The sequence below is a fragment of the Oceanobacillus sp. GQ8 genome, assembly GCF_059758495.1.
In genome coordinates this window covers 36,083-59,412 of sequence record NZ_JCAXEV010000003.1, presented here as the reverse complement: position 1 = coordinate 59,412, position 23,330 = coordinate 36,083, and the positions used below count along the sequence as shown (strand labels likewise).

At 36.4% G+C, this 23,330-nt stretch carries 24 protein-coding genes and 2 pseudogenes; 12 read left to right on the top strand and 14 right to left on the bottom strand.

Annotated elements, in window-relative coordinates:
• Window positions 1-6: 6 nt before the first annotated feature.
• The 5 genes from AC6CHS_RS09265 to AC6CHS_RS09245 all read left to right on the top strand — a co-directional run bounded on the left by AC6CHS_RS09265 (window position 7) and on the right by AC6CHS_RS09245 (window position 4,478).
• Window positions 7-252, top strand: coding sequence for a Na(+)/H(+) antiporter subunit B (locus AC6CHS_RS09265; protein ID WP_498235752.1), 246 nt, complete (start codon window positions 7-9; stop codon window positions 250-252).
• Window positions 245-967, top strand: a complete 723-nt coding sequence (gene mbhE, locus AC6CHS_RS09260; RefSeq protein ID WP_498235751.1) for a hydrogen gas-evolving membrane-bound hydrogenase subunit E — start codon at window positions 245-247, stop codon at window positions 965-967. The genes AC6CHS_RS09265 and mbhE overlap by 8 nt, the downstream gene beginning before the upstream one ends.
• Window positions 968-969: 2 nt before the next feature.
• Window positions 970-1,305 carry a sodium:proton antiporter gene (locus AC6CHS_RS09255; RefSeq protein ID WP_498235750.1) on the top strand — a complete coding sequence of 112 codons (336 nt, stop codon included), beginning with the start codon at window positions 970-972 and terminating at the stop codon, window positions 1,303-1,305.
• 147 nt (window positions 1,306-1,452) lie between these two features.
• Window positions 1,453-2,919 carry a complex I subunit 5 family protein gene (locus AC6CHS_RS09250; RefSeq protein WP_498235749.1) on the top strand — a complete coding sequence of 489 codons (1,467 nt, stop codon included), beginning with the start codon at window positions 1,453-1,455 and terminating at the stop codon, window positions 2,917-2,919.
• 2 nt (window positions 2,920-2,921) lie between these two features.
• Window positions 2,922-4,478, top strand: coding sequence for a proton-conducting transporter transmembrane domain-containing protein (locus AC6CHS_RS09245; RefSeq protein WP_498235748.1), 1,557 nt, complete (start codon window positions 2,922-2,924; stop codon window positions 4,476-4,478).
• A gap of 359 nt (window positions 4,479-4,837) precedes the next feature.
• On the opposite strand, the pseudogene AC6CHS_RS09240 reads toward AC6CHS_RS09245, so the two are convergent.
• Window positions 4,838-6,065: pseudogene (locus AC6CHS_RS09240) on the bottom strand (TolB family protein).
• A 308-nt stretch (window positions 6,066-6,373) separates the two neighbouring features.
• On the opposite strand from AC6CHS_RS09240, the gene AC6CHS_RS09235 reads away from it, so the two are divergent.
• Window positions 6,374-6,823 carry a hypothetical protein gene (locus AC6CHS_RS09235; protein ID WP_498235747.1) on the top strand — a complete coding sequence of 150 codons (450 nt, stop codon included), beginning with the start codon at window positions 6,374-6,376 and terminating at the stop codon, window positions 6,821-6,823.
• 388 nt (window positions 6,824-7,211) lie between these two features.
• Here AC6CHS_RS09235 and AC6CHS_RS09230 read toward each other — a convergent pair whose 3' ends face one another.
• Window positions 7,212-8,234, bottom strand: coding sequence for an alpha/beta fold hydrolase (locus AC6CHS_RS09230; protein ID WP_498235746.1), 1,023 nt, complete (start codon window positions 8,232-8,234; stop codon window positions 7,212-7,214).
• A gap of 143 nt (window positions 8,235-8,377) precedes the next feature.
• Here AC6CHS_RS09230 and AC6CHS_RS09225 point away from each other — a divergent pair, with 143 nt between their 5' ends.
• Window positions 8,378-9,286 carry a LysR family transcriptional regulator gene (locus AC6CHS_RS09225; RefSeq protein WP_498235745.1) on the top strand — a complete coding sequence of 303 codons (909 nt, stop codon included), beginning with the start codon at window positions 8,378-8,380 and terminating at the stop codon, window positions 9,284-9,286.
• Between the two features lie 49 nt (window positions 9,287-9,335).
• Here the strand turns inward: AC6CHS_RS09225 and AC6CHS_RS09220 are convergent, their stop codons facing one another.
• The 7 genes from AC6CHS_RS09220 to AC6CHS_RS09190 all read right to left on the bottom strand — a co-directional run bounded on the left by AC6CHS_RS09220 (window position 9,336) and on the right by AC6CHS_RS09190 (window position 14,668).
• The gene (locus tag AC6CHS_RS09220) at window positions 9,336-9,977 is read right to left on the bottom strand and encodes a chloramphenicol phosphotransferase CPT family protein (RefSeq protein ID WP_498235744.1); all 642 of its coding nucleotides are present in this window, start codon (window positions 9,975-9,977) and stop codon (window positions 9,336-9,338) included.
• Between the two features lie 56 nt (window positions 9,978-10,033).
• Window positions 10,034-10,552: an NUDIX hydrolase gene (locus AC6CHS_RS09215; RefSeq protein ID WP_498235743.1), complete on the bottom strand. Its 519-nt coding sequence runs from the start codon at window positions 10,550-10,552 to the stop codon at window positions 10,034-10,036.
• A gap of 153 nt (window positions 10,553-10,705) precedes the next feature.
• The gene (locus tag AC6CHS_RS09210; RefSeq protein ID WP_498235742.1) at window positions 10,706-11,545 is read right to left on the bottom strand and encodes a dihydrodipicolinate synthase family protein; all 840 of its coding nucleotides are present in this window, start codon (window positions 11,543-11,545) and stop codon (window positions 10,706-10,708) included.
• Window positions 11,546-11,722: 177 nt separating this feature from the next.
• Window positions 11,723-12,517 carry an SDR family NAD(P)-dependent oxidoreductase gene (locus tag AC6CHS_RS09205; RefSeq protein ID WP_498235741.1) on the bottom strand — a complete coding sequence of 265 codons (795 nt, stop codon included), beginning with the start codon at window positions 12,515-12,517 and terminating at the stop codon, window positions 11,723-11,725.
• Between the two features lie 96 nt (window positions 12,518-12,613).
• Window positions 12,614-13,621, bottom strand: a complete 1,008-nt coding sequence (locus tag AC6CHS_RS09200; RefSeq protein ID WP_498235740.1) for an AraC family transcriptional regulator — start codon at window positions 13,619-13,621, stop codon at window positions 12,614-12,616.
• A 312-nt stretch (window positions 13,622-13,933) separates the two neighbouring features.
• Window positions 13,934-14,308, bottom strand: coding sequence for a VOC family protein (locus AC6CHS_RS09195; protein ID WP_498235739.1), 375 nt, complete (start codon window positions 14,306-14,308; stop codon window positions 13,934-13,936).
• 72 nt (window positions 14,309-14,380) lie between these two features.
• Entirely contained in the window at window positions 14,381-14,668 is a 288-nt protein-coding gene (locus AC6CHS_RS09190) for a hypothetical protein (RefSeq protein WP_498235738.1), read from the bottom strand.
• A gap of 486 nt (window positions 14,669-15,154) precedes the next feature.
• On the opposite strand from AC6CHS_RS09190, the gene AC6CHS_RS09185 reads away from it, so the two are divergent.
• Genes AC6CHS_RS09185 through AC6CHS_RS09175 form a run of 3 tightly spaced genes read left to right on the top strand, consistent with a single transcriptional unit; the run spans window position 15,155 to window position 19,352 of the window.
• On the top strand, window positions 15,155-17,254 hold the full coding sequence (locus AC6CHS_RS09185) for an MMPL family transporter (protein ID WP_498235737.1): 2,100 nt from the start codon (window positions 15,155-15,157) through the stop codon (window positions 17,252-17,254).
• A gap of 56 nt (window positions 17,255-17,310) precedes the next feature.
• Window positions 17,311-17,982: a response regulator transcription factor gene (locus tag AC6CHS_RS09180; RefSeq protein ID WP_498235736.1), complete on the top strand. Its 672-nt coding sequence runs from the start codon at window positions 17,311-17,313 to the stop codon at window positions 17,980-17,982.
• Window positions 17,979-19,352 (top strand): sensor histidine kinase, encoded by a 1,374-nt coding sequence (locus tag AC6CHS_RS09175; RefSeq protein WP_498235735.1) that lies wholly within the window; start codon window positions 17,979-17,981, stop codon window positions 19,350-19,352. Before AC6CHS_RS09180 ends, AC6CHS_RS09175 begins: the two co-directional genes overlap by 4 nt.
• 115 nt (window positions 19,353-19,467) lie before the next feature.
• Here the strand turns inward: AC6CHS_RS09175 and AC6CHS_RS09170 are convergent, their stop codons facing one another.
• Window positions 19,468-19,854, bottom strand: a complete 387-nt coding sequence (locus AC6CHS_RS09170) for a hypothetical protein (protein ID WP_498235734.1) — start codon at window positions 19,852-19,854, stop codon at window positions 19,468-19,470.
• A gap of 936 nt (window positions 19,855-20,790) precedes the next feature.
• On the opposite strand from AC6CHS_RS09170, the gene AC6CHS_RS09165 reads away from it, so the two are divergent.
• Window positions 20,791-21,108, top strand: coding sequence for a PadR family transcriptional regulator (locus AC6CHS_RS09165; protein WP_498235733.1), 318 nt, complete (start codon window positions 20,791-20,793; stop codon window positions 21,106-21,108).
• On the top strand, window positions 21,095-21,661 hold the full coding sequence (locus tag AC6CHS_RS09160; protein ID WP_498235732.1) for a DUF2812 domain-containing protein: 567 nt from the start codon (window positions 21,095-21,097) through the stop codon (window positions 21,659-21,661). The genes AC6CHS_RS09165 and AC6CHS_RS09160 overlap by 14 nt, the downstream gene beginning before the upstream one ends.
• A gap of 115 nt (window positions 21,662-21,776) precedes the next feature.
• Here the strand turns inward: AC6CHS_RS09160 and AC6CHS_RS09155 are convergent, their stop codons facing one another.
• From AC6CHS_RS09155 to AC6CHS_RS09140, 4 genes and pseudogenes are all read right to left on the bottom strand, one after another.
• Window positions 21,777-22,319 (bottom strand): hypothetical protein, encoded by a 543-nt coding sequence (locus tag AC6CHS_RS09155; protein ID WP_498235731.1) that lies wholly within the window; start codon window positions 22,317-22,319, stop codon window positions 21,777-21,779.
• Between the two features lie 46 nt (window positions 22,320-22,365).
• Window positions 22,366-22,749 (bottom strand): VOC family protein, encoded by a 384-nt coding sequence (locus tag AC6CHS_RS09150; protein ID WP_498235730.1) that lies wholly within the window; start codon window positions 22,747-22,749, stop codon window positions 22,366-22,368.
• Window positions 22,750-22,788: 39 nt separating this feature from the next.
• Entirely contained in the window at window positions 22,789-23,067 is a 279-nt protein-coding gene (locus AC6CHS_RS09145; RefSeq protein WP_036575890.1) for an ArsR/SmtB family transcription factor, read from the bottom strand.
• Window positions 23,068-23,116: 49 nt separating this feature from the next.
• A pseudogene (locus AC6CHS_RS09140) lies at window positions 23,117-23,272 on the bottom strand (YkvA family protein); the annotation flags it as partial.
• Window positions 23,273-23,330: the final 58 nt, after the last annotated feature.

The window sequence follows — 23,330 nt, the reverse complement described above, 5'->3', positions numbered from 1 at the left end:
ACAGTCGTGATAGATATCATATTTTACCTGTTATTACTATTTTTAATAATTACCGCATTTTTTATGGTATTTACTAAAGATCTATCAAATTCCGTTATTACTCTTCCCCTATTCGGTGCAATTCTGGTAATTATTTTTGTGATACTCCAGGCTCCTGGTGTTGCTCTCGCTGGAGCAATAATGACTGCTGGCTTAACGACTGCTTTTTTTGTAATTACTATAAATAAAACGGAGTATGGAAGAAATGAGTAGACTAAATGAAAGGTTTAAAAAGCTTTATAAAATAGGCCTTGTTATAACGTTCGCTGTTTTTTTATTATTCTTATTTTATGACATACATAATCTTGATAGCGATAGTAAAAGATATTTATCAGAACACTATATTTCTGAAGGTGTACAGGAAACCGGAGCGACAAATTTAGTTGCATCTGTCCTATATGATTACCGAGCTTTTGATACTTTGGGTGAAGCAACGATGATTTTAACTGCTGCTACTATTTTAGCTTTTCTGGTTCCTATAACTAAAGCAACAATGGTTGGTACAACATTTAAAAGTATTGTTAATCAAACAGTGAAATTGATTATCCCATATTTAGCCGTTTTAGGAGCGTACTTAATATTATTTGGTCATATTAGTCCTGGCGGTGGCTTTGTTGGAGGAGTTGTTCTGTCTATCATCCCCATTCTACTGACAATAACCTATAGTGTTGCATTCTCCGAATATATATTCAAGCCTGACCAAAAAAAGTTAGTAGAAGATATAGGAGCTATAGGTTTTGTTTTACTGGGATTACTAGGCATACTCACCGGGAGCAATTTTTTTGCCAGCGGACAAGCCTATTTCAGAACCGGAAATGCTGGAGAAGTGTTTAGTGCCGGGTTAATACCTTACATCAATTTAATGATTGGGTTAAAAGTAGGAGCTGGTCTGGCCATCATTTTTAATAGTTTAATTAAGGAGAAATAATAGTGGAAATACCATATGCTGTCGTAATCATTTTGTTCTGTCTAGGAATGTATACGATCATTACCAAAAAAAATTTAATAAAGATTGTTATTGGGGTTACTATTGTAGAATCTTCTTTAATTTTATTATTAATGCTCGTAGGTTATAAACCGGATGGAACTGCTCCTATTTTAGACAAAGGATATGAAATTGTAGTCGATCCTATCCCTCAGGCACTAGCCCTAACTACCATTGTTATCGGGGGAAGTGTTACAGCTGTCATGCTGGCGATGGTAATTAAGATACATAAAAGATATAGAACGTTAAACATTGATGAGATTCGAAAATTGAGAGGATAATTTTTATTTTTGCACGTTAAAAAAATTTTTAGCGAAGAAGCAGATTCGACGTATTGAAAATTTTTACGTTCTAAGTATAAGCGCAACTAGGCTATCGCACTTCGCCAAAGGCTAGGCGTTAACCAAGTTTTCTTTAGGAGGTTAATAATGGAAGCTGTTGTTTGGGTTATTATTTTACCTTTATTAACCGCATTTTTTCTTAGTATTTCAAAGTTATATTTTAAAAAGTTTTTTTTCCTTTTGGTAACCGGTAGTGCGATCATTTATCTTTTTTTATTAATTTTAGTTATTACTAATAATTATCCGCCAAAAGTTTACAGTATTGGTGATTGGGGGCTTTTGGGAATAAATTTAATGGTGGATCCTTTTTCTGCCATGTTTTTGTTAATGATAGCGATATTATTTTTACCTTTTATTATTTTTTCCATGAAATATAATAAATTTATTAAACATGACTATTTTATTTTTGCATATTTAATGGTAGCCGGTATTTCAGGAATGGTTCTTACCACTGATTTATTCAATCTTTATGTATTTATGGAAGTGTGTTCTCTGAGTTCTTGCGCTCTTTCATTGCACAAAAAGACTGATAAGGGAATAGAAGGTACTTTTAAGTATTTGATAATGTCTACGTTGGGGAGCTTTTTTATTTTACTGGCTACAATTTTAACTTATTATTTAACTGGAACTCTAAATATGGCTGAAATCTCCCTAGCATTTGAAGATATCCCCTTTAAGATTAAAAGTACAATTATGGCCTTTTTTGTTTTTGGCTATGCAATAAAGATCGGGTTAATTCCTCTGCATGCTTGGCTACCTGATGCTTATGAAGATTCTCCAATTCCTTACAATGTTTTATCTTCGGGTTTGGTGATGAAATCTGCTGTATATGCATTAATAAGAGTATTATATATAATATTTGGCATTGATTTTCTGGATGAAAGTGGAATGTTAAATATTGTAGTTTTCTGGGGAGTCATTACTTTTATTATTGGTCATTGTTTAGCCTATCAGCAATCAAATTTAAACCGGCTGCTTGCATATTCCAGCATTGCCCAAATAGCGTATATCATGATCGGATTATTTGTGGGAACTGAAGCAGGCTTAATTGCTGGAAGTTTTCATATTATAAATCATGCCATAATGAAAGGGACGTTATTTTTTGTTGTAGCAATTTTTAATTATAGTATAGCCGCTGTTGAAATAGAAGATATTAAAGGACTAGGTTATAAATTCCCCATACTCTCCTTTACTTTTGTGGTTGCTTCCCTTGCTATAGTGGGACTGCCTCCCTTCAATGGATTTATGAGTAAATGGCTTATTGTTGAAGCAGCTCTAGAAGCTGGCTTTGTTTATGCTGCCTTCTTTATTCTGGTGGGCACGTTTTTATCTTTAACGTATTATTTAAAAGTAATTGTTACATTATATACAAAAGACGAACAAGAACTAGAAATGGAAAAAGCCGGTTTATCTTTAAAATTACCTACTATCTTTCTAGGTAGTTTATGTATTGTATTTGGTATAGTACCATCATTACCTTTAAATCTTATTAATAAAATCCCAACATTTTTGCTAGAAAACAGGGATTACATAAGAATATTACTAGGAGGTTGAAGATGATTACTCCGGGTTTTTTATATTTAACAGGTGCTTTACTATTATTTTTACCCTTTCAGGATAAAATCAAATACATCCTATCTTCCCTTATTGCTACAGGAGCCCTTATCGTTACTTTTTATTTAATACCTGGTTATCGACTGCACCTGGATTTTCTCTCTTATACTCTAACTCCTTTTAGCGTAGATAGTATTAGTAAATTAACGGGATTAATTTTTGCCGTCGGTGGCTTAGCTGCTGTAATTTATTCGATAAATATATGTTCCCTACCTAAATTAAGGCTAATATTTGTGTTTATTGGTAGTGCCCTGACCGTGGTTTTTTCCGGTGATCTGTTTACTCTATATGTTTTCTGGGAGTTAATGACGATCAGTTCTTCTTTTCTTATTATAATAGCAAGCGATTTCACTAAAAAAACGGGGTATTATTATTTTCTAATGCACGTGGCTGGCAGTTTGAGTTTATTATGGGGGATATTTTTACAGTATTCTGCTACAGGTAGTTTATCTTTGAATGCTATAGAGGCTGGAATTCCCTTTTTTTTAATGGCAATAGCAGTTAAGCTGGCCTTTGTCGGTTTCCATACATGGATGCCATGGGTTTACAGCAAAGCTCCTTTTTATGTTGCAGTTGTTTTATCGATATATACGACAAAAGTGGGCGTATATGTAATGGCTCGTCTTGTATCGGGGATAAATATTTTGGCATATGCCGGTCTTATTTCAGCTTTGTTTGGAATTGTAATGGCCCTAAGGCAAAACGAGGTTCGTAAATTATTGAGCTATTCGATCATAACCCAAGTTGGCTATATGATTATTGGTATTAGTATTGGTACTGCAGCGGGAATTGCAGGAGGTATGTTTCACCTGGTTAATCACATATTATATAAAACTGTATTATTTATGGCAGTGGGATTTGTCATGTATACAACAGGGAAGGATGATTTTGAAAATTTAGAGATCATTCGCCGCAAACTTCCGATAACTTCTATCGCAACATTGGTAGCTTTTATGGGGATATCTGGCGTTCCCTTTTTTAATGGCTATATGAGTAAAACCATTATTAAAGATGCTTTACATGACCCATTATTAAAATTGGGTCTGGACCTGATGAGTTTTGGGACCTCTCTCATGTTTTTAAAATTTATCTATTATGTATTTTTCTATAAAAGTAATAGGAACTTAGCTGAAAAGCCACCCATTAGCATGCAATTAGGAATGGGCTTTTTAACTGTTATGATGATATTGATTGGTCTTAATCCTTTTTTGTTAGAAACTTTAACGAATATTAATGTAGATATTAATTATTTCGAAATAAAACATATGTTAAGCGGAATTCAACCCTTTCTTTGGTCTATTCTTATATTTATTTTATTTAAGAAATATATAGTAAAAAAATACGATAGACTTCTATATCAGGATATTTATCGTCAAATGGCTAAAATATTTGTAGGTGCAGGTTATAAGTTAAGTAACTATCATGACGGAAAATTAAATAAATATTTGTTATGGGCAACTACCACTCTAATATTTCTGCTGTTATTGTTAATGTTTTAATATCCATCTACTGTTATGATGAATATAGATTTGATAAACATTATTCAACGGTGAATTATACCAATTGACCTATATCTGATTTGGTGCCTATAATCCTTCAACTTCATTAACCCACATTCTTTCTTGTTTGTCTGAGGATACGTTATTGGCATTACAAATCAATTTCAATTATAACTAATACTTCTTCAAATTACCTGCCCCTTTAGTTAAATAACTTCAACAAAAAAGTACTTCTCCTTCTTTAAGAAAAGCACCCGTTTGTTTTAGTTCATTTGTCACATTCTTGTTGATGAAATAAAAAGCGACCTTCAACTTTGAAGTATCGCAATCGTTTTTAACCTTTTTTAATAAACGTATTCTCAATGCTTACCATTCTGAGTATAAAAAATTGGAGCTGAATCAACATCCTGAATCCATAGATGTTCTCGATCACTTAATCCTTCCTTCACCCATACATCGCCTTTCGTACTATTTAAATTCTCTCGAAACCAAGTAAGTTTAGAGCCAACAACTTGAGGATCTCTGTCAAGTTCATTTTTCTTTGGAAATGAGATTCGTTTTTGCTCTTCTGTTTTAACATTGATAACATAAAGTGCTGTGAACATGGTTGGAACAGGTCCTTCATCCCACTCCTTGTTCTCTTTGGCACGAGCGACAATGATTTGCTCGGGTGAAAACCATTCCAAATCAAGATCGACATAACCTTTAGGTGTGTACTCCTTTTGCTGCTTCGAAGTTGGTATATCAGCAATTGTAGTGTTTTTGTTCTCAACAAAAAATCTTCCTTCTCCAGAAATATATGCGAGTTTGTTGGCCGAAGGAGCCCACTTCATCCAGTCTTGATACCAAAGCATTTTTCCTATTACTTGAAAATCTTCTCCTTCTGATGACAAAACGCTTAATGTATTACTATCATTTGACCAAGAAGCCGTTGGAGTGGCTAAAAAGCTAACCCACTTTCCGTCAAAGCTCCATTTAAAGTTCTCTGCGGAAATAGCAAAGAAACCTTGATTTTTTGTTTGAATGGTATAAAAAGGTTTCATTTTCTCTTCAGAAAGATTCGCATCTACGGGAACCTTATAAAGTGGTATTGGTCCCCACCCAGTAGGACGCAAACTGGCTTGGGAAGAAACGATAAATTCTCTTCCGTTTGGGAACCACTCAAAATCACTAACACCTAGAGAGACATTTTCAAAACCATGTGGACGATCATTTTTCATTTTTGTGACATTTAGTAGCCCTTCTGAATTGTAAGCTAATTGATTTTTAATCGGGGACCATTTGAAGTTCGTTGTTTCAACTCTTACATATGACTGGTAGTTTTCTCTTTCCTTTGGGTCATATATGAATAGGTCCGCTTTTTCTCCTTGATCATCACCATCAATATAAGCAATAAATCGACCGTCATATGACCATTTCGGAGAATACACATATTTGTCCTTTGTAATTTGTCTTTCTGCCATCACCGTCTTTGATCCATAACTGGTTGTCACGAATAAAAGCTGCTTTTAATGGGGAGCTTGCACTAACCATTGTTGCTAAATGAAAACTAATGAGAATAAGTAGTAATAATACTCGAAGTACCAAGATCATCCCTCCTGCTTTTAAGATGACCTAATATTTGTGGAAAATTCTACTTAAACTACCTTGGAATAGATTCTTTTCCTTTATCTTCTTTTCATACAGATAGGTAAGGGTTTGAAGTTATCGCTTCCTTTTCCCCCTGGTCACACCGTACGTTGTAACCGTCAAGTAGTTTTGAACACTTTTTGCTCATTAATTTTAACACGCAGACCAGACAGAAAATTCATTCTAGGAAGAATGGCTTTATGTTAAAATTTATTTAGAGATTATTTAATTTACGGAGCATTATGTTAAACAGGGGGGAGAATAAAATGGATGAAACACAATGGGATTTAAAAGAAATAAAACATTTAAAAAAGAAGCAATTAGTTCAATTTAATCTCATCATGCTTTTGTTATTCGTGCTATTTGGTTATTTTGCCGAGAACGGAAAACCATCCCTGCTCATTGGGGGATTTTGTGTGCTTATGTGGATAATAGTAACCATCACGTTGTCCACCCTAACGAGAAGGCCTTTTGGTACGAAGACAAGTAGAATAGTGCAGGAATTTGAGAAAAACCGTTTTGGACAGAATCGTTGGAAGCGAAGAAAAATGATTGAGGCTGTCATCATCATTGTTATAAGTGCTTTTATTACAGTATTAATGTTTAGTAAGGATTTTAACTCTGGAAGATTGGACTTTCCTCTCGACGCTTTCCCATTTATCGGGGCTTGGGTAGGCGCTAATATTGGAGAGTTTATCAGAATAAGCAATTTGTAAGGATATCAAAATATAAGAAGAAGCTTTTGTAAGTAAGTAGCGGAAGCTTTAGTGGAAGAACACTCGATAAGATTTAAGACACATAACTAAAAGGCATGGCTGTAAGTAGCTATGCCTTTTAGTTCACCTTTTAGTTTACTTCTAACCACCATTAGCACATGAACTAACAATGGTTTTCGCATCATTTTCAAACGTATGTCAATAAAAATTGTCGCCCTGCTGTTGGAGCTGCTAATAGCAGTATCATTTACCTTGTTGAATAGTTCAAAATGGCTTATATCATCAAAAATGTGGATGATAAAACAATTGCTAAAATGAAGGAAAATACTATTAAAAATTCCACACATTGCAAGCACCAAGAGCAAAGCATTCCTATTGAAAATTTAATCTATCTCTTTGTACGAAGTGCCAATAAGTGCTTTAAATTGTCATCAATAAATTGATTATCGGTACGGTTTATCCCACGACCGGCAAAATGGCCCCATACTGATTTAATAGGATGATATTCACTATTAGGTACTAGATTAGCCTCATATTCATTATTATCTGCAGTGCAAAAGAGATCTGTACTTCCTGGCATGATATAAGTAGTCGCTTCTATACTTTTTAATGCTTCATCAAAATCTCCGTTATACAAGGAGTTTTCACTAATATCTGCATGTTGTCCTGTCCATAACATGGCTATTACATTGTGCGGATCCATATTCATAAAACTATTTTCCCAAACTCCTACCGCAAAATCTTCCAAGGAATCAAATCCCATTTCCCGAAAAAGTTCTTCTTTATAGAAGGTCTGGGATAATCCCCAACCTGCATAGACACGTCCGACAGCACGCATGGATTCAGAAGTTAATTGGTTTAACTTCGTTGAATCTGAGCCAATTGATCCCATGAGCGCAGCTTTAAGTCCATCTAGGACTACATACGTTTGCGGCCAAGTCTTTGCATTTCCACAGAAAGAGGCTATTCGTTCCACCATGTCAGGATAAATTGCTCCCCATTGGAATGACTGAAGACCTCCCAGTGACCATCCAACTGCAAGAGAAATCTTTTTAATACCAAATTTTTCTGTCACTAGTCTATACTGTAATTGAATGTTGTCATAAATAGTTACCTGAGGGAAATTACCCTTATCAAATGGTTCAGGTGTATTACTTGGAGATGAAGATAGTCCATTCCCTAGCAAATTAGGAACAATAATGAAATATTTCTGTGGATCTAGTGCCATCTCCTTGCCAATTAACCATTCATTATTAACATGCTGGTCACCAAATGCCGTTGGATAAAGGATGACATTATCTTTCTTTTCATTCAAAGTTCCATAAGTCTTGTAAGCAAGAAAAGCATTTGGTAATATCACTCCGGACTGCAAGGTTACATCACCTAAATTATAAATCTCAAAATCCTCCATTGAGTAATCACTCCTTTCAAATGAAACACAAACAGCTAGAATGTATTTCTTGTTATTAAGTATAATGCCGTGCTACATTCAATAAAAGTGAACAAAATTAATAGTAGTATTCAATAATATTGAAAGCTCAAGGAGGAATCATGATGGAATTGCGCCAACTTAACACATTCCAAACGGTTGCAACAACTTTAAATTTCAGTCGAGCTGCTGAAGCACTAAACTATGTACCCTCCAACGTCACCATGCAAATAAAAGCATTAGAAGAAGAACTTGATGTTCGTCTCTTTGATCGTTTAGGAAAGCAGCTCGTTCTCACAACTGCGGGGAAACGTTTTTTAACTCATGTCCAGGACATTCTAAACAAATTAGAAGAAGCTCGCAGTTCCGTCCATGACACTGAAATTCTAAGCGGTACGCTAACAATCAGTGCCAACGAGGTTGTTTGCGCCTATCGGCTTCCAGAGGTCTTTAAACTTTTCCGTTTGCGTTATCCTGGAGTTCGCCTTATCTTTCGCTCCGTTCCAAATCAACAACTCAAACAAACACTATTTGATGGAACCTCAGATGTCGCTTTTATATTGGACGAGCCCATCCAATCAACAGGACTTGCAGTGGAGGCATTGACGAAGGAAACTTTTAGCTTTTTCGCCGCTCCAGATCATGCGCTTGTGAAACGCACTACATTACAGCTTGAAGATTTTCAGGGAGAAGCTTTCCTCATTAATGAAAAAGGTTGTCCCTATCGAACTATGTTTGACCGAACATTTAGGAATGGAGACATTGATAGTATTTCTCCTTTAGAGTTTCAAAGTGCAGAAGCCATTAAACAATGTGCAATCTCGGGAATTGGTATTGCGTTTCTTCCTGAAATAGTAACGGAAGTCGAAGTGGAACGCGGTGAACTTATTGCTCTTCCTTGGCGAATGTCAGACTTAGATGTATATACACAGATGTCATGGCATAAAGACAAGTGGCTATCACCGATCATATTAGCTTTCATAGAAACAGCAAGAGAGGTTATGGGTATAAAAGAAGACAATATGTCTACATAGTTCAAACTGTGTAGACATATTGTCTTTAAATCTTTTTCATCTAAATGTACTATCTATCAGGAAACTCTCCTCTACTCATATCTGCACTTTGTTTAAATGCCGTACCATATGGCTCTGTTTTTAATCGCTTTCGGATTGCATCTGCACATTCTTCAGAGCTTAAAACCGATGTATCAAGTTCTAAATCATAAATACCAGGCACATGAACGGAATCTTGCCAAAGAATCACGGGTTGCGGTACATTCCCATCTTCTGTGTAACCAGTGTTCCACGTTTCAATTCGCCGCTCCATAACAACATCTAAGGGGCATCGGATACCTACAAATAACACAGGAAAGTCCTTTAAAAGGTTAGCACAATTAGAAAGAATACCCCTCCGAACTGAATAGAAATCATGATGTCCAACATCAACCACAACATTTAAGCCTGAACGGCTGTGTGCAGCAATTGACTCGTACATGGCTTGATATAAAGTAACAATCAAAGGCTCTAAATCAGGACGTTCTCCCCCAGGTCTTAGTCCAATTCCAGGTTGATACCGTTTTGGGGTTATTTTCATAAAAGTATCAACTCCCAGATTCATCCATACCCCATCAAAAGTATTCTGGACAACCGTTGCAATACTTGATTTCCCAGACCGAGGAGTTCCGTTCAGAATCACAATATTACCGAGTTTATGTTCAGTTGGCACTCGACACCCTCCCCCTTGTCTTAATGGTAGTCTAATAATAGTAAAACTTTTTAGATTTACAGACGAATAGAGCCATAATGATGTCGACCCTCAAAAAGAAACGCGATGATACTCTCATAATATGGTATAAATTTTTTTAGTTCGATAAGTTTTAAAATCTCCTCTTTAGAAGCCCATTTGACTGCTTGCACCTCTTCAGCCTGTAACGTCAATTCATTCAAATCAACATCATATTCAATTAAATAAAAATCGTCAAAGCCACGTTCAAAGTTAATAGTAAAGTGTGGACGAATTTTTTCAAAGTTATAATGAATCCCCAACTCCTCGAATAACTCTCTTGAAGCAGCCTGTTGACTTGTATCGCCTGTAACCGCACTACCTCCACAAGTGATATCCCAAAGGTTCGACCATCCTTGCTTAAAGGGCTGACGCTGCTGAATCAGCATTTCACCTTTTGAATTAAATATACAGACGTGTACTACTAAATGAAACTCTTTTGGTGTCATTTCATCTCCACGAGTTATTTGTTTCTCTATTTTATTACGATGTTTATCAAATAAATCCCACTTTTCCATTGCTAAACTCCTTATGTATACGATAATTAGGAACATTTTTTTACTTAGAGTTGAAAGGCCGCAAAAAAAACTGACCAGCTCCTTGTTGAGCTAAAGCGCCCTTTAGTGTAAGTGCAAGAATTTATAAAAATATTACATGATTGTATAAATATTTTAGTAATCAGTCTTAAATATTCCTATTGGACTCCTACAAATCCCAATTGGAATACCCTTATGATTAATGATTTCTTTCAAATTCACGATAGCATTTCCTTGATAAACTTGTTCCATAATATTTTTTATTCGTTCGTTTTCTTGTTTACTTACTTTTTGCTTCATAAGAATTTTTTGAAACCATTGGCTAATTTCTGTAGGGGAAACATTCCCAGCAATGGAAGAAAGGCGATCATATCCATGTAATACTTTTTCCTCTAAATCCACTTCTCCCCCAGCATAAAAATAGAAATCATTTCTATGTAAACCATCTTTGATTCGTTCAACTTTTTCTTTGTTTCCAGCATCTTTTATACCAACCACTAAGTCTATCTTACTTAATTGAATAATGCTCTTCTCTGATAAATCAAATCCAGTTCTTTTTGGATTGTTATATAAAATTGTAGGTTTATTACTAAGATCAATAATCTTCTTGGTATAAACGAATGCTTCTTCTTGTGTCGGTATAACATACGGTGGATACCCAAGCATAATACCTGATATTTTTGTGTGACGAATCTTTTCTGCTAATTCCTCTGCTTCTTTCTGTCTAATTGAAGCCACCCCAAATATAATTTTCATATTACTAATAAGTTCTTCTTCCCATTCTAAACCGTTTATTATTTCAATCTTCTCTTGGAAGTTTAGACTGTGCTGTTCTCCAGTGGTTCCAGAGACAAGAACAGATTTTACTCCCTGTTTATACAGGTCTCTTATATGGCTTATTGTTCCTTGAATATTTAAAGATTCATCTTCATAAAAAGCTGTTGGCACAGCAATATGTACTTTTTCTGTTAGCATCATGTTGTCCCCTTTATCCTTTTTATCTACTTAAACTAAACTGCCCCTTTAATATAATAACTTCTACGTAAAACAGCGTTAATCCTTCTAGAATTAACGCATCCGTTAGTTGAACAAGGGCTAACGCCTTAAAGATAATTATTATTTCAGATCTTTAACCATAATATATGAAGCGTGCTAAAAAATAGTCGGTACCATTCCGCCATCCATGCGGATTGGAGACCCTTTAAATGCGGATGCATAAGGACTACACAGGAATGTAATTAGCCTGCCTATTTCAGTTGGCCTGATAAATCTCTGTATTTCCGATTGAGGCAGATTTGTAGTCATAAATTCTTTCTCTTTTTCTGAAAAAGTCATATCTCCATTAGGGTATATCCCCTCGATTATTGGATGCACGTTTTCAGAGAGTGTTGGCCCTGGCATGATCGTATTAACTGTGACTTCTTTTCCTGTTGTTAATTTAGATAAGCTTTTTGACAACGATAATAGCATTGATTTTGTCATACAATACTGAGGCATTTGTCCTGAAGGCATAACTGCTTCCTCACTCGCAATAAAAATAATTCTTCCAAAATCATTGTTCAACATTTTAGGTAAATAAAATTTAGATAATCCATTTGCTGCAAGAACATTGGTGCGAAAGTATTTTTCCCATACATCATCGTCAACATCATCATATTGCATGATTTCATAAATACCCATATTATTAACTAAAATATCAATATTAGGGTGTGTTTTAAATAAAGATTCCCTTTGTTGAATATCCACAATATCGGCCGTTGCATTTTGAGGATGGGTAGTCGGGAAATCTGATTTCATTTCTTTTACAATTCGTTCCACTTCTTTATCATTTCGTCCATTGATTAGTACATTAACACCTTCTTTAGCAAGTTCAACGGCAATTGCTTTACCAATACCTTTCGTTGATCCTGTAACTAAAGCTGTTTTATTGTTTAATCTCATATCCATCATACATTTCTCCTTTTAATTCACTTGAAGATAAAAGTTAATAAATAGCAGTTTTTATTAGGTTACTTTTTTAAAATACAGTTTTAACATGTCAATTTAGTGAGTTTTTCCTAAGTGTTCAGTACGCCAGTTTGAAGGAGTATCATCTTCCCAATGGCGAAAAGCCCGGTAGAACGAGTTTTGGTCTTCATATCCAATTAGGAAGGCTACTTCGCTTATATCGAGCGAGGGGTCTGCTAAGTACGCCCGTGCCCGCTCATGTCGGATTTGTGTTAAAAGAAGCTTGAAGCTTGTTCCTTCATCAGTAAGACGTCGCTGCAATGTACGATTGCTCATCCCCAACTCGCCAGCGACAGTCTGAATGTCGGGACGCCCTCCTGTCAGGCTACGTTCCAAGACCCACTTAACCATCTCAGTGATTGAGTTGCTGCGCACTTGCTCGTCCAAAGATTGATCCAATACGGGAGCCAAAATCTCCAGCAATTCTTTGTTGTACGAAACAAAGGGACTGTCCAAGTCACTTCTATGGAGCGTTAATTTGTTACAATTTCCACCGGTCTTGATACGACAGCCGAAGTAATTCTCAAGTAGGTCTACGTCGCCCATTGAATGTGAAAATTCTACGGACTTTGCCGTCAAAATTTCACCTGTCCCTCTGCGCCCTAGTTCTAGAAGAAACGCCAGCGTGATACCAATCAGCATCGAAGGGCCAGGTTGATCAGTATATAACCATTTCAGTTCAATTGTACAATGATCATCTTCCTCGGTGATAAGTAAATTTTCAGGGGGACACATTTGCTTGTACCTAGCCATTCGCGTTAGTGCATCACGGTAGTAACGAGCGTGATAAGCTGCTAGTATGGCCGGGGGATAATGAACAGTTTCAAAGCCGTTCACAAGCTTGATAATCCCCTTGGCAATGTCATCCATCAGATCGGAATAAGCCTGCCAAATTGAAAAATATTGGCTGGCGTTGACAACTGTTTCATTAATAATAGTGAGTGGAAGCCCTGCTTTTCGAACTACTTCATGGGGAGCGACTCCTAATTGGCGTAATCCTGTCCAAAATCCTGTCGGGAATTTAATACGAGTATAAGGCGTCATTAATAAATCCCTCCTTTAGCCTTTCTATAGATTCAATGGTTTTGATTGTGTCCAGCCTTGCTGGTGGAACAGTTATTAGATTACCAACTTAATGTCGCTGTGTAACTAGCAAAGAACGACATTTCACTTGCTATTTACGTCAAATAAATCAAAAATATGCTTCTTGTTGAAATGGCTTATACACCTTCTTAAACTTAACTGCTTCGTTTATCCAATAATTCAACAAAAAAGGGCGTAAACCCTCCATTGGTTAACGCCCTAAATGTTTTGTTATTATTCCCTAGCAATCTACTAAAACTACCTACCTTCTTCTTACCAGTGTACTTGAAGTTTATTGCCACTTGGATCAAAAAAGTGGAAATAAGCATGTTCGTTATCTTCTATAATATCTTCCACCTTAACACCATTATCAATAAGGTGTTGATGAAAACCAGGTAAATCTGGGCTTGTAAAACCAATGCTAAATGCTGATTCATTATTAATCGTAAAATGCGCAAAGGTGTTATCTTCAGTAGGAACTAAGATAAGTAAAAAAGGCCCTTCATTTACTTTTATAATCGCATATGGATCCTCCGTGATGGATAACAACTGAAGCCCTAATACATCTCTATACCAGTGTGCAGACTGATTTAAATCTCTAACAGGGATTCGAATATAATGTACTTGCTCAATAAATGATTTGCTCATCATTACCTCTCCTATATTTAATTGGTTATAAAGTGAAAGTTCAATCAGTGGGGATTTTTGTTCTACCCTCGTTTATTTCTCTTTAATAAAATAAAACCCTTGTCCGTTTTCTTGTTGTACAAATCCTGAAAAAGCTGATAATTTCTCTACTTTATTTTGTTCTTCTACTGTTATAAATGTTTTAAGATCTTTTTCTTCAACTGCCTTATTTTCACGTACTTCTTGTTCTTCTATTGTTACAACTCTAATTTTATCTCCATTATGATCGTCAGCTTGTCCTTTTGCTAGTACATCCGTAAATCCAATAAATAGGGCAAGAACCCCTGTTAAACCCAAAACTAAACCTAATTTTCTCTTCATAAAGCATCCCTCCATTTTTTCAAAAGATTGTATCTTCTAATAATATATTAGCATACACAAACTATAAAACCTTTTTCTACTTTACTGCTGCTTTAGCTTAATAACTTCTACAAAAAAGGTACTTATCCTTCTTGCGGCAGCTGAAAATATCTTGTGTAAATGAATAAATAGAAAAAGGAAGACCTTTTCTTGTAGAATTAAGTTACCACACAAAATCCGAAGAAAAGAGGTCTTCCCTTATGGGTCATTTTACATCAGATATTATGCAAGCTCTAGTGAAAAAAGAGGATATTACAGAAATTTTTCCCAGCCATCTGGAAAGTGCAGTGAATACCCTCCTTAAAAACACCATTAATACCTCTAGACTTAAGTGAATTATTAATTGCTTCTCTTCAATCTGGAACTCCTCCATGAAATCAAAAGTTGATATTAAGTTTATATTGATTTGATAATCTACTTTTGATAAAACCTAAAGGAGTGAAAGTATTGAGTAAATTGCTACGCCCGATAACTGATTGGGTTTCAACAAAAAAAGGAATATGGTTGACCATAGCTGTCTGGCTGGTTGTCATGATTGGTTTAAGTGCTGGCCCAAGTGTTAACGATTATAAAGTGACTGACTTTCAGTCTCTTCCGGATGACGCTGAATCGATGATCGCTAAGGATAAATTAGATGAGTACTTCCCCAATGAACAAGGAATTCCAGGGATTCTCGTATTCCATAATGAAAAGGGAGCCATCAATATATCCAATGGACAAGTAATTGTAGAGGCTATTTTGACAGAAGATATTGATGGTGTTGACACTATTGTTAATATATCTCAAATGCCATCTCAAGCAATAGAACAATTTGTCTCAGATGATAGATCTACACTTATGGTTCCTATGACACTGGAGCAAGGGTTAGGAAATGACGATTTTGCCAAGATTAATGACAAGGCATCTAAGATTGGTAATGATTTAGCCGCTAATATGGCGGATACCGAATTTTTCATCACTGGGCCTGCTGGTATTGCAGGGGATTCGTTAAAGTTGTTCGAGAGGGCAGACTTTGTGTTATTATTAGCGACCATTGCAATTGTTCTCATTTTATTAATCTTCATTTACCGTTCGCCTTTATTGGCCTTCATTCCTATACTTGCTACGATGATCGTATACCAGGTAACAAATCAATCCGTAGCGTTGATGGGAGCAGCTGGACTTGAAATTAATAACTCGACGACTTCCATTATGAGTATTCTTCTCTTTGCGGCTGTCATAGATTATTCGTTATTTGTATTCTCAAGATACCGTGAAGAACTTTACCGATACGAAAGCAAGTATGAATCCATGAAACATGCGATGAGAGCGACTGGTGAACCTGTCTTCTTTGCAGGAGGTACGGTGTTAGCCGCGATGCTGGTATTATTTGTTGCTGAGTTCAGAGATTACCAAAACTTTGCGCCTGTCTTTGGAATGGCGATTTTCATTATTATGTTGGCATCCATCACCCTGGTTCCTGCGTTATTCACTATGTTCGGCCGTAAATCTTTCTGGCCAAAGGTGCCGAAATATGGACAAGAGACGCAAATTAAAAATAGTATCTGGGGTCCTGTAGCTAAATTTGTTATCAAAAAGCCAGTAATATCTGGAGTTTCCGTTTTACTATTCTTGATTGTTACCGCATTGAATTTATTCAACTTGGATTATGAGTTCAACACAGTCAAGTCCTTTCCAGAAGACCTTCCATCCCGTGAAGGTTATGAAATCATTGAGGAAAATTACGATAAAGGTGAACTTGCACCTATTTCCCTCCTTGCTCTAGGTGAGGAATCCATAACAGAGGAAAAAACAAAGGCTTTATCCGAAGAACTTGAATCTAATGAGAACATTTCATCTGTACAGCTTATTGACGATGAAGATGGGGCAGCAAAATACAGAATCGTTCTCTCATTAAATCCATACTCAAAGGAAGCCATTGATTTTATAGGAGATTTACGCAGTCAAGAAAACGAGTTGATGACTTCAACTGGAATGGAGGGTAATCTCTATTATGCTGGGGAAACACCTGAACTACTAGATGAACGTGAAATTAATAACCGTGATATTATCATGATCGTTCTACTTGAAACTGTGTTAATTTTAGGTCTCTTGTTCTTCTTAACCAGGTCTTATAAAATGCCAGTCTACATGATGGCTACTATGCTTGTTTCTTATCTTTCTGCGCTCGGTCTGGGAACCTTCCTTGTGGATCTATTCTTCGGTTACGAGGCGATCAGTACTCGAGTTCCGGTATATTCATTTATTTTCCTGACAGCACTAGGGATTGACTACAATATCATTTTAGTTTCCCGCTTCATGGAAGAACGTAAGAAACATAATGTTAAAAAGGCCTTGGAAGTTGCGGTACGAAACACAGGGGGAGTTATATCCTCAGCTGGGATTATTCTCGCTGCTACGTTCGCTGCGTTGATGACCATGCCGATTGCTGATCTGTTCATTTTTGGGTTTATTGTAGCATTAGGCATTTTGATTGATACATTCTTAGTTCGCGGACTCTTACTACCTTCCCTCATCCTGTTTTTTGAAAAGGATAAAAAAGAGTAAAATCGGAAGGAGAGCACAGTTTTATCCTTCGTGCTTTCCTGTCAGGAGGTTAACCGATGAAAATTTTAATCGTAGATGATGACCCTTATATTTTAAAACTTGTTTTCATCCACCTAACAAAAGAAGGATATACTGTTTTTCGAGCCAATAATGCTGTGGAGGCACTACAGTTACTCGAGGACGATGTGGTCGATTTAGCGATCGTCGACGTAATGATGCCTGGGATGGATGGCTTTTCCTTGACTAGAGTGCTCACAAAAGACTTAGATATTCCAGTAATTTTATTAACAGCTAAGGGTCAAATGGAAGATAAGGAAGAAGGCTTTTTATCAGGTACTGAAGATTATATTGTTAAACCTTTTGAACCTAAAGAACTGTTATACAGAGTAGCTGTTGTTCTCCGAAGATTTGAACGGGCTATGAATGACTCTATAAAGGCCGGCAATCTTATTATAGAGCGGAAAAATTTCGAAGTAATTGTGGGACAGGACACGATCCTTTTCCCATTAAAAGAGTTTGAAATTCTTTCTTTGTTAGCCGCCCGACTAAATAAAGTTACTTTACGTCATCTTTTGATTGACCATGTGTGGGGAGAGGAGCACGAAGGAAATGAAGGAACGTTAAACACCCATATTAACCGCATTAGAGATAGGCTGAAACGCTACGAAACAAACTTGCAAATTGTGACTGTACGAGGTATCGGCTATAAGGCAGAAGAAGTAAAATGACGACTCTTTACCGCCAATTTACGATTGCCACATTGCTAACCTTAGTCGTCAGCGTATTCCTGGGATTATCTTTAGCCAATTTATACTATATTATCGTTACAAAAGAGAAGAGTGACGAAAACCAAGTGATTATTACTAAGAACACAGCAGATGTGCTAGAGAATTCACATCTTTCGACTGCGAGTATGGACCAATACTTAGAGTCGGTCGCTCAATTGGGATACCAAGTTTACTTGCTCGATGAAGAAGGCATTGGAAAATCTTATGGGGAACCGTTCACCAAACAAACGGTTCCCCAAGAAGCAGAAAAAGTTCTAGATCAGCAGAAAATCTATCACGGGATTGAGGAATTTCCAAACTTTTGGTTTATGAGTCATTTCTCCAACGATCTAAGGAATACGGTCGGTGTTCCTCTTGAATGGAACGGGAAAAACTACGGACTGTTTATGCGTTCGGATGCTAAGCTCTTTTCATCGGACATTCATACCGTCATCATCGGGTTTATCGCTGTCATAGCCATGATTAACATTCTTGGAATGCTTTGGCTTGCTAAACAGTTAACTAAACCACTCGCGGAACTGACGGAGGCAACAAAACAAATAGCAAAAGAAAACTTTGAGTATGAAGTTCAAGTCAGACGAAAAGATGAAATTGGACAACTGACGGAGAGTTTTAACACTATGCAAAAGCAGCTCCAACATAATGACCTTTCAAGGAGAGCCTTTATTAGTAATGTTTCACATGATTTTCAATCTCCCTTAATGAATATTCAAGGATATGCCAAACTATTGGGTCAAGAGAGCTTATCAGATCGTGAAAGAAGGGAGTATGCAGAGGTGCTTGATAAAGAAGCAGGAAGGTTATCAAGCCTAACTAAGCAACTCTTGTTACTAACTTCTCTCGATCAATCCTCCTTTCCTTTCAAACGTCAAACATATCGGTTGGATGAACAACTCAGGACGTTGATTCGGAAATACCGATGGAAGTTTGAAGAGAAAGACATAGACATCGCTTATCAGCTTCCTCCATTGGAAATTAATGGGGATAAAGAACTATTAGAAAATGTATGGGATAACCTTTTGACTAATGCTATCAAGTATAACAAGCCTTCCGGAAGTATAGGGATTGAGCTAACACAGGATAATCTCGGGACAGTAGTATCCTTTGATGACTCTGGTATCGGCATTGAAGCCGAACAAATTGCAGACGTGTTTGAACGTTTTTATCGTATCGACTCTTCACGATCAAAAGAAGGTACAGGGCTGGGCCTCTCAATCGTTCAGCAGATTGTTGCCCTTCACGAAGGGAAAATAGAAGTAGAAAGTACATTAGGAGTAGGAAGCACCTTTAAGGTGAAAATCCCTCGTTAAATGGGAGAAAGTGATTGTATAAGTAAGGACAGCTAATTAGACAAAAAAGGAACTTACAAATGATGTAAGTTCCTTTTTCTATTAACAATAGTTGCTTCGTTTGATTATTATAACTCTATTTTTCTATAAAATAAGTTACGATGACAAACAATAAAAACGCCAGGAGCAACAATGAACCTCCAACTATAAATAAGACGGTTACTAAGGTATCATTGAAATTAAATGGGTTAATCATATAAAACCACATGCCAATTGTTAACCCTAATGCCCCTAGCATGCCTAACGTACTGTGAATAGAAACAAGCTTCTTTATTTTTATTCTATATACTCTGTAGAATATCCCCCATGCGAAAACTGACAGCCATCCAACAAGTAAGATATGGGCATGAATAGGTCTCATAGAATAATCCATTTCCCCAGCCATTTGCGAACCGATAAAAGTACCTATAAAACCAAATATAGCAGCAAATCTAATAAGTCGAATACTCCATTTTATCTCCATTGTAAATTCCTCCACTTTTTATTTAATCTATTGAATGAGAATCTTAGTAATAGCTTTATTATTATTATTTATCTTTAAATCCACCTCTTTTTCTATGCATATGCTGAACTATTGATCCTCTATTCTTGTTTCCTTGTTAGTCATTAAAATTCCGACTTTCGGGAATGCTCAATAAGGATATTGAATACCTGTTGAAACTCATCCAATTCTTGAAGACAATTCTTTCAATGTACTTCATTACTTATTTATTTCATTTTCATTTAATAGAATTATATCAAGACAATATAAACTGAATCTCAACTATAAATAGCTTCATTCTAAACTTAAAAATATTGGTTGGGGTTTTATACAGTAATTTCATTGCTGGGAAAAAAACAGCAAAAAGATAGTGACTTAGAATCTTTAGTATTAAACATAAGGTCTTCTTTAACTAAACTGTCCCGTTAATTTAAGTGACTAAACTCCCAACATCATATATCTTCTTATTTAAATCATACCAGAAGGTTAAGAATCATTGATTTCGAGTATTTCGACCTTTGCAGATTCAAAAACAAAAATCAAAATTAAACTATACTATGGCAAAATAATGTCCGAAGAAAAGAATAAAAGGGAGTACATAAGGGATGAACAAGTGGACCATAAAAGATGTTCTAAAAGATAAAACGCGGCCTGTGATTATCCTACCGTTATTATAAGCCTTGCAATCAATAGTTTCGAAAATCAATTCATGACTAGGGAAGTCGTTTCAGAATATGGCATAACCCACACTTATCATTTCTCTCTTGGTATTTATGGCGTGGTTTTTGCAAGCCCGCACAGCCCATAAATTCGTGCTCTACCCAACTTATTATAAAACTTCTGTTGACTATTCAGTTGAACTGTATTACATTATTATTAAGTTGAAATGTATAGTTAAACTGAATAGTAGGTGAGAATATGAAACATAAGTTATTGCCGTTGTCTGAAACCATGCATTATATTTTATTAGCTCTACGTGAGCCACTTCACGGCTATGCTGTAATGCAGAAGATAGAAAAAATGAGTAATGGCTCCGTTATTTTAGCGGCTGGTACATTATATGGAGCGATTGAGAACTTGAATAAACATGGTTGGATTGAACCTGTGGAAAATTCAGGTCGAAAGAAAACGTATAGGATCACGACAGAAGGAAGCGCCGTTTTGAAATCGGAACAAGAAAGACTTTTGCATATTTTATCTTTGTATGAAGGAAGGGAAGCAAATGAAGAGGTTTAAACTATTCTTTAGCATTGAAAAAGAAGAGCAATGGTTGGCGGAACAATTACAAAAAGGCTATCGCTGTACCAGTATTAGTGGATTAGGGATCTACACTTTCGAAAAAACGGATAAGCAATATGTGATGCGACTTGATTATCAAGATTACTTATCTAAACAGAAGTTCGCGGAATACAAAGGAATATATGAAGATTTCGGTTGGATCCATATAAGAGGCTCCCGGCTTAGTGGAATACAGCGTTGGCAAAAAGAAGACGATGGCCAGAATGAAATCTTTTCGGATCGCCAATCCAGGGCTAGCTATTACAAAAGGTTAATGAATTATTCATTATGGTTGGGTATGATGTGTTTGGCCTATTCATTTATGCTCTACAGCGATTCGACTTTATACCATGAAGGTCTTTGGAGTATGGAAGGTTCATTATTTTGGAAAGCACTTTTATTTGAAACGCCCTTCGTCCTTTTGAAATTGCTTCCTGCTCTTATGGCTATTGTTTTGGGTAGTAGTTGCTACAAAGCGTATCAAAAATATTCCATGTTAAAAAATTTATAAAAAGATTGCAATCAGGCGTCCTTCGTTAACAAGAAGGCGCCTTTTGTATAACATTTTCAAACACAAAAAAAGCTGAAGACACCTTATCTCCAGCAAACCCTTGCTATGGTTTGTACTACTTCCATATCCCCATATACTTCTTCTTGTACTTTTTGTCTTCAACTGTCTCAATCAAATCTAAAGCTGTCTGTTTAATAGACTCCTCATTATAATGGTCATATAAATTACGCATGTTTTGCAGGATGTCGTTTCGAATTAACGTATAATTTTTTTCATCTGTTCCTTTAAACCGCTCCACCATATATTCCATTAGCCTTTCCTTTTGCGGTGTACCAGCTATCCCGACCTTCCAAATCGATTGAAGGCTATGTCTAGCTGTCACAAACTTTTCATCCTTCGTTACCTCCCATAACATAGGGAAATCATTCATCATTCTCATCTCTGGATCGCTTTTAGCTAGGTTGGCTAAATATTGCGCTGCACGAGAGCGTTGATGATTATCTTTATGGGTTAAGTCCTCTACTAGTTGGTCCCATACCTCATATGCCCAATCAACTTTTTGGTCCGTTGCCTCTAAAATAGTTTGATATGCTTCATAACGTTCCTCTTTATCGCCTGATTTCGATTTTTCGAATTCCAACTCCATTTGACTATCCATATTATCTCACCTCATTTTCTACGTAGTTTTCATCAATTAGTGTATATTACTGCTGGATGATCTGGATCAAGTTCCCACACGTATCATCGAAAACAGCGATCGTGACATTGCCCATTTCTGTCGGTTCCATCGTAAACTGCACGCCTTTTTCCACTAGCTGTTTATACTCATCATGAATATCTGCAACCCCAAACATGGTTACAGGAATACCTTCAGCAAATAACCGCTGTTGATAATCTTTTGCGGCTGGGTGTTCATTCGGCTCAAGTAAAAGCTCTGTTCCGTCTTGTTCATCTTGAGATACAAGTGTAATCCATCTATGTTCTCCTGTTGGAACATCATGCTTTTTTACAAATCCTAACGTTTCGGAATAAAAATCTAATGCCCTGTCTTGGTCTTCTACAAATATACTATTCACAATAATTTTCATAATGGGTTCCTCCCTTATTTTGTTGGTTCCTAAAACGTACTACTCTACCCAGCCTTTCAGCAGGTCTTTAAGTGGTGCGTTGTTGAAAATAAGTACTCGATATTTCCCCTTTCTTTTCGATTCAACGAGCGCAGCATCCTCGAGTACTGCAAGGTGCTTGGCTATCGCTTGTCGTGAGATGGAAAGGTCATGCTTCATGATTAGTCGTGTTGTCAGTTCATACAACGTTAACTCATTGCGCTCGGCTAACTCGTCTAATATAAGTCTCCGTGTAGCGTCACTAAGTGCTTTGAATACCACATCTTTGTCCCAATTCATGTCCCTAGTATAAGCAACCTTATAGTTGCATGTCAAGCATAGGCAACTAAATGGTTGCTTTCACTTTCATTGGCACATCTGGCTTCTGAAGTGTGTAGTAAAGTAACAGCACAGCGTAAACTACTGATGTTCCGGCTTTCTTAGAAAAACGCTCTTCGTGTTGATTTATATCTTCAGCATCCAGCTTTTCTGCTTCGTCCTTTATATCATCAACTAGTTCTTTAACTGGAAATATAAGATTACTCAAAAATAAACTTAACCTG

Bases quoted from the DNA above. Each gene is read 5' to 3' on its own strand.
- mbhE (WP_498235751.1), top strand. From the start codon at position 245: ATGAGTAGACTAAATGAAAGGTTTAAAAAGCTTTATAAAATAGGCCTT.
- AC6CHS_RS09250 (WP_498235749.1), top strand. From the start codon at position 1,453: ATGGAAGCTGTTGTTTGGGTTATTATTTTACCTTTATTAACCGCATTT.
- AC6CHS_RS09245 (WP_498235748.1), top strand. From the start codon at position 2,922: ATGATTACTCCGGGTTTTTTATATTTAACAGGTGCTTTACTATTATTT.
- AC6CHS_RS09235 (WP_498235747.1), top strand. From the start codon at position 6,374: ATGGATGAAACACAATGGGATTTAAAAGAAATAAAACATTTAAAAAAG.
- AC6CHS_RS09230 (WP_498235746.1), bottom strand. From the start codon at position 8,234: ATGGAGGATTTTGAGATTTATAATTTAGGTGATGTAACCTTGCAGTCC.
- AC6CHS_RS09225 (WP_498235745.1), top strand. From the start codon at position 8,378: ATGGAATTGCGCCAACTTAACACATTCCAAACGGTTGCAACAACTTTA.
- AC6CHS_RS09215 (WP_498235743.1), bottom strand. From the start codon at position 10,552: ATGGAAAAGTGGGATTTATTTGATAAACATCGTAATAAAATAGAGAAA.
- AC6CHS_RS09210 (WP_498235742.1), bottom strand. From the start codon at position 11,545: ATGCTAACAGAAAAAGTACATATTGCTGTGCCAACAGCTTTTTATGAA.
- AC6CHS_RS09205 (WP_498235741.1), bottom strand. From the start codon at position 12,517: ATGGATATGAGATTAAACAATAAAACAGCTTTAGTTACAGGATCAACG.
- AC6CHS_RS09200 (WP_498235740.1), bottom strand. From the start codon at position 13,621: ATGACGCCTTATACTCGTATTAAATTCCCGACAGGATTTTGGACAGGA.
- AC6CHS_RS09195 (WP_498235739.1), bottom strand. From the start codon at position 14,308: ATGAGCAAATCATTTATTGAGCAAGTACATTATATTCGAATCCCTGTT.
- AC6CHS_RS09190 (WP_498235738.1), bottom strand. From the start codon at position 14,668: ATGAAGAGAAAATTAGGTTTAGTTTTGGGTTTAACAGGGGTTCTTGCC.
- AC6CHS_RS09180 (WP_498235736.1), top strand. From the start codon at position 17,311: ATGAAAATTTTAATCGTAGATGATGACCCTTATATTTTAAAACTTGTT.
- AC6CHS_RS09175 (WP_498235735.1), top strand. From the start codon at position 17,979: ATGACGACTCTTTACCGCCAATTTACGATTGCCACATTGCTAACCTTA.
- AC6CHS_RS09170 (WP_498235734.1), bottom strand. From the start codon at position 19,854: ATGGAGATAAAATGGAGTATTCGACTTATTAGATTTGCTGCTATATTT.
- AC6CHS_RS09165 (WP_498235733.1), top strand. From the start codon at position 20,791: ATGAAACATAAGTTATTGCCGTTGTCTGAAACCATGCATTATATTTTA.
- AC6CHS_RS09160 (WP_498235732.1), top strand. From the start codon at position 21,095: ATGAAGAGGTTTAAACTATTCTTTAGCATTGAAAAAGAAGAGCAATGG.
- AC6CHS_RS09155 (WP_498235731.1), bottom strand. From the start codon at position 22,319: ATGGATAGTCAAATGGAGTTGGAATTCGAAAAATCGAAATCAGGCGAT.
- AC6CHS_RS09150 (WP_498235730.1), bottom strand. From the start codon at position 22,749: ATGAAAATTATTGTGAATAGTATATTTGTAGAAGACCAAGACAGGGCA.
- AC6CHS_RS09145 (WP_036575890.1), bottom strand. From the start codon at position 23,067: ATGAATTGGGACAAAGATGTGGTATTCAAAGCACTTAGTGACGCTACA.